Source organism: Roseburia sp. OM02-15, from assembly GCF_003481835.1.
In the GTDB taxonomy this organism is placed as follows: Bacteria; Bacillota; Clostridia; order Lachnospirales; family Lachnospiraceae; genus Eubacterium_I; species Eubacterium_I ramulus_A.
The window spans coordinates 1-8,595 of the sequence record NZ_QULX01000037.1; the positions used below are offsets into that span (position 1 = coordinate 1).

Here is an 8,595-nt window from a genome sequence, read left to right on the forward strand (position 1 = left end):
AAGCCGCACGTACGGATCTGTGAGGGGCTAAGATTGAGAGGTCTTAGTCTACTCGACTGTATGGGGCGATAAAATCAGAATTTGAGAGAGGATTGAATATGAATAAGGAATGGTCTGAACTTAATAAAACAATGCAGGCACAAATAAAAAAGAAAGATACTTATAAGAGGGGTATTGATACTTTACTTACTTTACGAAGTCAGTTAATACAAACCTTAGTATCTTTCAAAGAAGAATTATGCAGAGAAGATTTTAACTCAATCCCCTTCATAAACGCTGATGGTTATCATAGTAAGACGATTGCTTATTCTATTTGGCATATTTTCCGCATTGAAGATATAGTTGTGCATACAGTGATAAATGAAGATGAACAAGTATTTTTTGCAGGCAATTATCAAGAGCGTATCAATTCACCTATCATTACAACAGGAAATGAACTCATGAAACAGCAGATTGCAGACTTTTCAAAACAGCTTAATCTGGAAGAATTATATTTATATATTTTCGAAGTATGGGAAAGCACTGAGAAAATGCTTGAACGGTTATCTTATGATGAATTGAAAACAAAAATACCGAAAGAAAGAAAAGGATACTTAGAATCGTTGAATGTAGTAAACGACAATGAAAAAGCAATTTGGCTGATTGATTATTGGTGTAATAAAGATATTTGTGGACTAATTCAAATGCCGTTTTCAAGACATTGGATTATGCACACAGAAGCCTGTTTGCGTATAAAGAACAAGATACATTCATAGGCAAAAATTTCAGTTTGTAGAACTAAGGAAATTGGAATTTAAGGAGGAATAAAGTATGGTTAGTGATTTTATAAGAGCAGCATTTCCATGGATTTTAATGGGTTTATTTGTAGCAATCAGTTGTTCCCTTATGAGTAAAAAAGAGAAATAAATTCCTGTTTGTATTTATAAAAGAGAAAAAATGAGAAAAGTAGTTTTATTTATTGCCATGAGCCTTGACGGATATATTGCGGACGGTAATGGTGGAGTAGCTTGGCTAAATGGTCATGGAAATGACAATGAAAACATCGACACTTATACAGAATTTACCAAAGATATAGATACTGTCTTAATGGGGTGGAATACTTCTCATCAGGTTGTTACTGAACTTTCTCCGCAAGAATGGGTATATAATAAATTTACAACTTATGTATTAACACATAAAGAGTGCAATTCTTCCCAACAAATTCATTTTACAAGTGAAAATCCTGTTTTATTATTGGAACGGCTAAAACAAGAAGCAGGAAAGGATATTTGGATTTGTGGCGGAGCAAATCTTGTTCAGCAGTTGGTAAGCAAAAATATGATTGATAAATATTACATTTCTGTTATTCCTACTCTGTTAGGAAATGGGGTTCGTCTTTTGGGCAACATAGACAGGGAAATAAAGTTAAGGCTTTGTAAAACACAGACTTATAACGGAATAACCGATTTGATTTATATGCGTAGATAACTAGAGAGAAACAGAAAAGCTGTTAAACCGACGGAGCGATCCGACCACGTTGGCGGGAAAATCCTTAAGATTTTTCCGCCATGCTTGCAAGGGGGCGGTTCGCTTCGGCGGTTCGGCGAGCTTGCGAGCCGTTCAAAGCCCCCGTTATCTAACAGGGGGGTACTATTACAAAAGACAAGAGCAAAAACAAATACAAAACTGCTGATATGCAACGATTTACAAGGTTATAAGAACTTATTTCACTTCACATCCTATTTTTTCGATCCGACAGGTCTAAAACAGCATATCAATAGCAAATAATGATAAGATACAAGGCGTATGCTTCTATGAGTATATGCCTTTTTTGATTGGAGGAATAAAGCATGAATGATATGAAATTTATTGAAACATTAAAGCAAAAGAGAAAAGACTGTGATTATTCGCAATCACGACTGGCACAGGAATTGCAAATCAGCAGGCAGAACTTAAATGAAATTGAAAACGGAAAAACAAAAGCCAGTAAAGAAATGAAACATATACTTCTACATTATCTTGATTATTGTAATTGTACTCAGCCTTTCACTTTAACGATTGACTACCTGCGTGTTCGTTTTCTCACCACAGACGCATTGGAAATTATAAAAAATGTACTGGCAATGAAGAGCGAATATTTTATCCATGAAGATTACGGAATGTATGGCTATGAAGAACAGTATGTCTATGGGGATATTAGTGTAAATGCTTCTAAAGATAGTTCTATGGGTGTTTTATTGGAATTAAGAGGTATGGGGTGTCGGAACTTGGAATATGTTTTACAGGCAAGAGGGATAGACTGGTATTACTTTTTAAGATGTTGTATAGATTATCAAGGTGTTTTTAAACGCATAGATTTAGCGGTCAATGATATGGGCGGACTGCTGGATATAGAAATTCTAAGGGAACGCTATTATGCCAACAAGGTATGGAAACGTTCAAGAACCCATGAAGCAGTAGACAGCGGGAAATTATCGGGTACACATGGAGATACTGCAAAAACCTTTTATATCGGTTCAAAGAATAGTTCCATCTACTTTTGCCTGTATGAAAAAGAAAAGGAACAAAAAAGCAAAGGTATAAAAACAAACATTAAGAACCGCTTTGAAATTCGTTTAAAAAATGGAAAAGCAGAACAAACGATAGAACAACTTGTTTTTACAAGAAATCCCGAACAGACCATAGCAAGCCTTATCCTCACACAGATAGATTTTCCCGATTATATTTTATGGGATATATTTTTAGATAATGTAACGACCTCACTTCCGTTTATTATGACGCCTGTTGCTGTCAATATGGAGAAAACAAAACGCTGGTTAGAAAGACAGGTCATGCCCTCTTTATTGATGATAAAAGAGATTGAAAAGAAAACAGGAGCAAATTATCTGGAAGAAATCGACAGACATACAAGACTAACAGAAAAGCAGGAATTAAAAATTAAACAAATGACAACAGACATAGCAGATATGATTGAGAAAGATACCGCTGTTCCACAAGGGAATGACGGTATTTTTTAATTTCTTCAAAAAATCTGCAACAAAACGGTTACTTGCGTACAGATATGGTGCAAGGAAAGGAAATCTGACTTTTTTTGAAAACAGGTCATTAAATCGGTGGTTGCTGTCCCTATATGATGTGAAAGAAGAAACGATTTTCAATTTCAACTTAACAATCCGTAGTTTCCATTCCCTATATGGAGCAAAGAAAATCTTTCATTCCATAGTTGGTAGTAATAGTGTTGCATGGGTAGTTAGGGTGTGAAAAGAAAATCAGATTTTTTCATCACCAACTTAGCAGAATGACACTTTCTTTCCCTATATGGTGCAGGAAAAGAGAAAAGTTTTGAAGATTGGTTACGCTTCTGCTCTTTTCCAACGCGGTATATAGGAAAGACGATTTTCTTCTTTCATGTTCTTTGACAACTGAATAAAGCAGTTCAATACGTTTGACAGACAGCGAGCCGTTGAAACAGATACGCCATGACCTTTCCCCTGCAAAAGCGAGCGACAACTTATTTGTGTTCCTGTAAAAGATTTGTTCTCTTTTATCGCCATGACCTGTCCTGTCTGATAATGATACTCCCGTACAGCCACAGCTTGAGCGTTCAGAGCGTCGCACGCAATGGGTACGGCTACATAAGAACTATGCAGAGGTGGAACTCCTGTGGGCTATGACAAAAGCCGTTGAATTGCTTAGAAAAGATTTTTACAGAAAGGGGGTATGTGTTATTGCTGATATTGTAAAAACAAGGCAGGAAAAGACAAATAATAAGCGTGGCATTGGCAACAGAGGAAAAACAAAGATTGTTATAAAAGAGCATTTTTCCGAAAAGGGAAAGACAATGGGAGAACTTCTGACAGATGTTATGCTGGAAAAAGCAAAGCAGACAATCGCATAAAATCGGTGCAGTTGTAAGAAATAGATTGAATGACAAAAAGTACCCGTGTTATACTTTACTTGCAAGCAGGTATTGTAAACACGGGTTAGTTATAAAGGAGGATAACTGACAATGAAACAACAGATTTACAATACTGCACTTTATCTTAGGTTAAGCCGAGATGATGAATTACAGGGCGAAAGTTCCAGCATTACCACACAAAGAAGTATGTTGCGTCTATATGCAAAAGAACATCATTTGAATGTGATTGATGAATATATTGATGACGGCTGGTCGGGAACAAATTTTGAAAGACCGAGTTTCCAGAGAATGATTGAAGATATAGAGGCAGGAAAAATCAACTGTGTTGTAACGAAAGACCTTTCCCGACTTGGCAGAAATTATATTATGACAGGACAATATACAGAATTGTATTTTCCCAGCCATAATGTCCGTTACATAGCGATTGACGACGGTGTAGACAGCGAAAAAGGCGAAAGTGAGATTGCACCATTTAAAAATATCATTAATGAATGGGTGGCAAGAGATACAAGCCGTAAAGTGAAATCGGCATTTAAGACAAAATTTGCAGAGGGTGCGTATTATGGGGCTTATGCTCCGTTAGGATATAAGAAACACCCCGACATCAAAGGAAAACTGCTGGTTGATGAGGAAACAAAATGGATTGTTGAAAAAATCTTCTCCCTAGCCTATCAAGGTTACGGTAGTGCAAAAATCACAAAGGTACTGCGAGAAGAAAAAGTTCCGACAGCGTCTTGGCTGAATTTCACAAGGTACGGTACTTTTGCACACATCTTTGAGGGAAAGCCCGAAAGCAAGCGTTATGAGTGGACGATTGCTCATGTCAAGGCAATCTTAAAAAGTGAAGTCTATATCGGAAACAGCGTTCATAATCGACAATCAACAGTTTCATTCAAGAGCAAGAAAAAAGTGCGTAAGCCCGAAAGTGAATGGTTTCGAGTAGAAAATACCCATGAACCGATTATTGACAAGGAAGTGTTCTATCGTGTGCAGGAACAGATAAAATCAAGGCGTAGACAGACAAAGGAAAAAGCAACGCCGATATTTGCAGGGCTTGTCAAGTGTGCGGATTGTGGCTGGTCTATGCGGTTTGCGACAAATAAGGCAAATAAAACGCCATACAGTTATTATGCTTGCAGTTACTACGGGCAGTTTGGCAAAGGTACTTGTTCTATGCACTATATCCGTTATGATGTGTTGTATCAAGCCGTATTGGAACGATTGCAGTATTGGGCTAAGGCAGTACAGCAGGACGAAGAAAAGGTGTTGAATAAGATACAAAAGGCTGGCAATGCAGAGCGAATACGGGAAAAGAAGAAAAAGGCAAGTGCCTTGAAGAAAGCCGAGAACCGACAAAATGAGATTGACCGCTTGTTTGCGAAAATGTACGAAGATAGAGCCTGTGAGAAGATAACGGAACGAAACTTCATCATGCTGTCGGGGAAATATCAGAAAGAACAGATAGAACTGGAACAGCAGATAACCAACCTAAGAGAAGAATTAAGTAAAATGGAACAGGATATGATAGGTGCTGAAAGGTGGATTGAGTTAATCAAGGAGTATTCCGTACCAAAGGAACTGACAGCACCGTTATTAAATGCAATGATAGAAAAAATCCTTATTCACGAAGCAACAACGAATGAGGAGAACGAAAGAATACAGGAAATAGAGATATATTACCGATTTATTGGAAAAGTAGACTGATAAAGAGGGTTCATATCTTTAACTAAGGGAAACTGGAAAATCTTTTCCGGATGTAAGTATTCTGGAAGATGTGTGCCGGGAACTGGATATTTCCGTCAGTGAGTTGCTGGCTGGAAAGCGGATCGCATCTGAAGATTATAAGGAAGAGACGGAGAAAGTGTTGATCGCAACGATCGGTCAGAGACAGTTGATGGGATTTGAGGTAGTATGTTCTATTTTAAAACTGTTATTTATATTTTTGATTATGTTTCCTTCTGTAGTGAACGGTACATTTCTTCCAAAATTAAACCTGATAACCATTTTTTCATGGAGTATGGCAGCTATTTTAGGTGGTTGTATGACTTATATGGATCGTAATCTGCCGGAAAGAAATTTCAGAAAATCCAATCCGGTAATGCAGGGAATTTTAATAGTCATTACATTTGGAATTTATCTGTTGGCAAATGTATTCCGACCTGCCAATAATATGTTTAGCGGGGTGACAATGGGAGAAAAAATAAAATTTACGATCATCATTTTACTTATAGCAGTTTGTCTGTTTGTGTTTGCTGCCGTTGTAGCAAACATTCATCGGGAAGAATGGCAGGAAGAGAAAGAAGCAGAAAACAGAAATGAATAAAGGACGGTGCATGTATGACTTCTGAAATGGATTGTGGTCATATTTATTTGGCAATTGACCTGAAATCGTTTTATGCTTCCGTGGAATGTCGGGAGCGTGGGTTAAATCCAATGACAACCAATTTAGTAGTGGCAGATAAGAGCCGGACAGAGAAAACCATCTGTCTGGCTGTTTCGCCTTCTCTGAAAAAATATGAAATCCCGGGGAGAGCCCGGTTATTTGAGGTTGTGCAGCGTGTGCGGGAAATCAATGCGGGACGAAAACGCCGGGCAACGGGGCATCGTTTTATCGGTCAGTCCTGGGATGACGGTCAATTACAGAAAAATCCGGATTTGGCGTTGGATTATCTGGTGGCACCGCCGCGCATGGCTTTATATATGGAATACAGCACAAGGATCTACCAGATTTATATGCAGTATATTGCGCCGGAAGATATGCATGTCTATTCCATTGACGAGGTGTTTTTTGATATTACCCATTATCTGCATGTATACAAAAAGACACCGCGGGAGCTGGCAGCAGAAATGATTCAGAGTGTGTACGAACAGACTGGGATTACAGCGACGGCGGGAATCGGAACGAATCTGTATCTGTGTAAAATTGCTATGGATATTGGCGCAAAGCATACCGAACCGGATGCAAATGGTGTGCGAATCGCAGAACTGGACGAGCAGTCTTATCGGAATCAGTTGTGGAATCATCGCCCTCTGACGGATTTCTGGCGCGTGGGAAGAGGATATGCGAAAAAGCTGGAAGCAGCAGGACTGTATACAATGGGCGATATTGCCAAGTGTTCCGTTGGCGCATCCACAGATATTTATAATGAAGATTTTTTGTATCAGATGTTTGGAATTAATGCGGAGCTTTTGATCGATCATGCATGGGGATATGAGCCTTGCACCATGGAAGACATTAAAAAGTATCAGCCGGAAAATAATAGTCTTGGTTCCGGACAGGTATTGGCGTGTTCTTATAATGCAGCAAAAGCGAAAGTGGTTGTGACAGAAATGGCAGATGCGCTGGCTTTAGATTTATTGGATAAACGTCTGGTGACAGATCAGCTTGTATTGACGGTAGGATATGACCGGGAGAATCTGGCAAACTACCGGGGAGAATTGATGATGGATCGATATGGAAGGGCTATTCCAAAGCATGCACATGGAACCATTAATCTCAAACAGCAGACATCTTCTTCCAAACAGATGACAGAGGCTGTGTTGGAACTGTATGATCGGATCGTAAATCCAAAACTGATGGTGCGCAGATTAAATCTGGTGGCAAATCATGTGGTCAGCGAGCAACTGGCACAGCAGAAAGTGACTTTTGAGCAGATGGATCTTTTTACTGATTACAAAGCAGTTCAGAAACAGCAGGAAGAGGAGCAGCGTGAGCTGAACCGGGAGAAAAAGATGCAGCAGGCGATGCTGGATATCAAGAAAAAGTTTGGAAAAAATGCTATCCTGAAGGGCATTAATATGGAAGAAGGAGCCACCGGACAGGAACGGAATAAGCAGATCGGAGGGCATAAGGCGTGACAGATCAGTATTTGGATGGAAGCAGACAGGAGAATGGGAACGAAATAAACCTTTGTAAAAATCAGAATATAAAATTTGATCCGTATGCAGACATTCGTTATTTATCACATCATGAATCAAAAACACATCCACGAATGCCGCGGGCAAATCGTGCAGCTCAGTTTATGCCTTTTTCGGCATTAAGTGGATATGAAGAAGCGGTGCAGGAAACCGCCCGTCAGACAGAACAGTTCCGGGAACTGGATGAGGACAGCAGACGCCGATTGGATGAAACGCTGCAGGTCATTCAGCAGAACCTTGGAAAACATCTGGAAGTACCTGTTATAATTACCTGCTTTGTACCGGATAAATTCAAAGATGGTGGCAGTTATCAGGAATATTCCGGTTTAGTGAAACGTGTGGATGCGTATCGCAGACGGATTTTATTGTTAGATGGCACAGCGCTTCCGATTGATCATATTACTGATATTCAGATGAGAGAAAGAGAATAACGAATCATTGACGGACGGATTGGAACGAAGATAATATCCTTACATTGACTGTAAGTGTTTTTCGCAGATTTCCTGTGCTATAGTTTTAGTCAGAGAGAAAGAAAACGTTTCGCGGACGAATTTTCAATCAGAACAAATAGGAGGAAATCTGATGGAACCGATTTTAACAAATTATAGCAAGAATTCTCCTTCCTCTACAGGTGGGAGATGAATTGCAAAAATAAATATAAAAAGCAAAACAGAACACTTGTTCCGCAATGAGAAATATGGTATAATACAATCAGTCGAAAAGCCAGAAGGGACTGATTGTATGGATAAAATGGATCATAATGCACATTCAGTATATCT

At 39.0% G+C, this 8,595-nt stretch carries 8 protein-coding genes; all 8 read left to right on the plus strand.

The window, feature by feature from the left end; all coding sequences use genetic code 11:
• Positions 1 to 98: 98 nt before the first annotated feature.
• Complete coding sequence (locus DXB15_RS16340) at positions 99 to 755, plus strand: phage head-tail adapter protein (protein WP_118703519.1); 657 nt, start codon at positions 99 to 101, stop codon at positions 753 to 755.
• Between the two features lie 181 nt (positions 756 to 936).
• Positions 937 to 1,467 (plus strand): dihydrofolate reductase family protein, encoded by a 531-nt coding sequence (locus DXB15_RS16345; RefSeq protein WP_002303421.1) that lies wholly within the window; start codon positions 937 to 939, stop codon positions 1,465 to 1,467.
• 362 nt (positions 1,468 to 1,829) lie between these two features.
• On the plus strand, positions 1,830 to 2,996 hold the full coding sequence (locus DXB15_RS16350) for an XRE family transcriptional regulator (RefSeq protein WP_009273376.1): 1,167 nt from the start codon (positions 1,830 to 1,832) through the stop codon (positions 2,994 to 2,996).
• Positions 2,997 to 3,649: 653 nt separating this feature from the next.
• Positions 3,650 to 3,877 carry a hypothetical protein gene (locus tag DXB15_RS16365; protein WP_009273378.1) on the plus strand — a complete coding sequence of 76 codons (228 nt, stop codon included), beginning with the start codon at positions 3,650 to 3,652 and terminating at the stop codon, positions 3,875 to 3,877.
• A 111-nt stretch (positions 3,878 to 3,988) separates the two neighbouring features.
• Complete coding sequence (locus DXB15_RS16370) at positions 3,989 to 5,602, plus strand: recombinase family protein (protein WP_009273379.1); 1,614 nt, start codon at positions 3,989 to 3,991, stop codon at positions 5,600 to 5,602.
• 70 nt (positions 5,603 to 5,672) lie between these two features.
• A complete protein-coding gene (locus DXB15_RS16375) occupies positions 5,673 to 6,221 on the plus strand; it encodes a hypothetical protein (RefSeq protein ID WP_118703520.1) in 549 nt (182 codons plus the stop codon).
• A gap of 26 nt (positions 6,222 to 6,247) precedes the next feature.
• The gene (locus DXB15_RS16380; protein ID WP_118703521.1) at positions 6,248 to 7,756 is read left to right on the plus strand and encodes a Y-family DNA polymerase; all 1,509 of its coding nucleotides are present in this window, start codon (positions 6,248 to 6,250) and stop codon (positions 7,754 to 7,756) included.
• Complete coding sequence (locus DXB15_RS16385) at positions 7,753 to 8,247, plus strand: hypothetical protein (RefSeq protein ID WP_242979936.1); 495 nt, start codon at positions 7,753 to 7,755, stop codon at positions 8,245 to 8,247. The genes DXB15_RS16380 and DXB15_RS16385 overlap by 4 nt, the downstream gene beginning before the upstream one ends.
• The last annotated feature ends 348 nt before the right edge of the window (positions 8,248 to 8,595 follow it).

Coding starts and splice junctions, on each gene's coding strand:
- DXB15_RS16340 (WP_118703519.1), top strand. CDS start 99: ATGAATAAGGAATGGTCTGAACTTAATAAAACAATGCAGGCACAAATA.
- DXB15_RS16345 (WP_002303421.1), top strand. CDS start 937: ATGAGAAAAGTAGTTTTATTTATTGCCATGAGCCTTGACGGATATATT.
- DXB15_RS16370 (WP_009273379.1), top strand. CDS start 3,989: ATGAAACAACAGATTTACAATACTGCACTTTATCTTAGGTTAAGCCGA.
- DXB15_RS16350 (WP_009273376.1), top strand. CDS start 1,830: ATGAATGATATGAAATTTATTGAAACATTAAAGCAAAAGAGAAAAGAC.
- DXB15_RS16365 (WP_009273378.1), top strand. CDS start 3,650: ATGACAAAAGCCGTTGAATTGCTTAGAAAAGATTTTTACAGAAAGGGG.
- DXB15_RS16380 (WP_118703521.1), top strand. CDS start 6,248: ATGGATTGTGGTCATATTTATTTGGCAATTGACCTGAAATCGTTTTAT.